Source organism: Pseudoalteromonas sp. SR45-5 (assembly GCF_014163565.1).
Lineage (GTDB): Bacteria > Pseudomonadota > Gammaproteobacteria > Enterobacterales > Alteromonadaceae > Pseudoalteromonas > Pseudoalteromonas distincta.
In genome coordinates this window covers 1-1297 of record NZ_JACJDN010000872.1, presented here as the reverse complement: position 1 = coordinate 1297, position 1297 = coordinate 1, and the positions used below count along the sequence as shown (strand labels likewise).

At 35.9% G+C, this 1297-nt stretch carries 2 protein-coding genes; one reads left to right on the top strand and one right to left on the bottom strand.

Going from position 1 to position 1297, the window contains the following annotated elements; all coding sequences use genetic code 11:
* Positions 1-105: 105 nt before the first annotated feature.
* Positions 106-342, bottom strand: a complete 237-nt coding sequence (locus H5072_RS19740) for a YgjV family protein (RefSeq protein WP_024596297.1) — start codon at positions 340-342, stop codon at positions 106-108.
* A gap of 287 nt (positions 343-629) precedes the next feature.
* On the opposite strand from H5072_RS19740, the gene H5072_RS19735 reads away from it, so the two are divergent.
* Positions 630-1286, top strand: a complete 657-nt coding sequence (locus H5072_RS19735; RefSeq protein WP_002962665.1) for a Crp/Fnr family transcriptional regulator — start codon at positions 630-632, stop codon at positions 1284-1286.
* Positions 1287-1297 lie beyond the last annotated feature (11 nt).

The window sequence follows — 1297 nt, the reverse complement described above, 5'->3', positions numbered from 1 at the left end:
TAGAGTGATATGAGATTATCTGTATTCACTTCAAGCCGGAATGCACAAAAACTGAAATTTTGATTTTAATTGAAATCATTAACTTATTTGTGCAGATAACTTATTTTAGCTTTTAGCGTCTTCAACTTTAGGTTGGCGATATATTTTTATAATGTGGTATAAATTTACAAGCGACAATAAGCCGTTGGTAAAAATAACAGGTACTGCGCCAATGGCAAAACCGTATGCAGTAAATACAATACAACCAAACATGTTGTACCAACGCAGTTTTACTACATCTGTCATTGTTAACGATGCAACCAATAAAGCTGATGCAATATAGCCTAAATATTCCCAACTCAATTGTTCTCTCCTAGCCTTTAGGTTAGCATTACATGTACTGCTAACTTATGGCACTTATAAGTATTGCAAAGTTACAACAAAATAAAAAAGCTAACTTGCTTAAAAACCTGAAAAAGTTTGCCGGAAAATACCAGCAAATTCTTAAATCATTACACGGGAAATGAAGGTAAAATAATACTATTAGCAAAGCTAATAATATTAGTAGCAAGTTAGCGTAAATTCTTAGTGTCTTAATGCTAACGTCATTAAGATGTAATAAATAGGACAAATGTCCGAAGAGCACATTGATGTTTCAATACCATTTTTCTAGTTACCTTGTTGATCAGCTTTTAACCTTTGCCGGTAGTAGCTATCAACAATCAAAAAAAGAAGTTCTGATCCATCAAGATCAGCCTTTAAGCAAGCTTGTGCTTGTACGCAGTGGCACTGTGTCGTTTAGTTACGACGTAGGTAATGGACGACGCCTGCTGTTAGGACAATTGGATTGTAACAACACCCTTATTGGTGAAATAGAAGCGCTAAATAATAATCCGTGTATTTATACGGTAACGTGCTTTAGCGATGTAACTTATAATCTTATTGAATTAAGACATTGGCGTGCTCTGCTGCTTGAAAAACCAGAACTGAGTTTATACACCGCACAAACTATTGCGGCTAAATTTCAGGAAAACCAAAAAATCAATTTAGATAAGCTACTACTACCATTGAGCTACAACATAGCCAAAGATTGCTTACTAAGAGCCGAGAACAACAACCCTACGCTACTTAGAGCCTATCCAACTGTAAATGCTGAAGCCGAACGCTTTGCTACCACTGAGCGAGCTTACAGACGTGTTGTTACAGAACTTGTCGAAAAAGGCTTGGTACTTAGAAGTAACGATGGCTTACAAGCAGTCGATATACCAAAGCTAAGTGAATACGTAGATAGCTTTGCTCAACTTTAAGTTATTTAAAA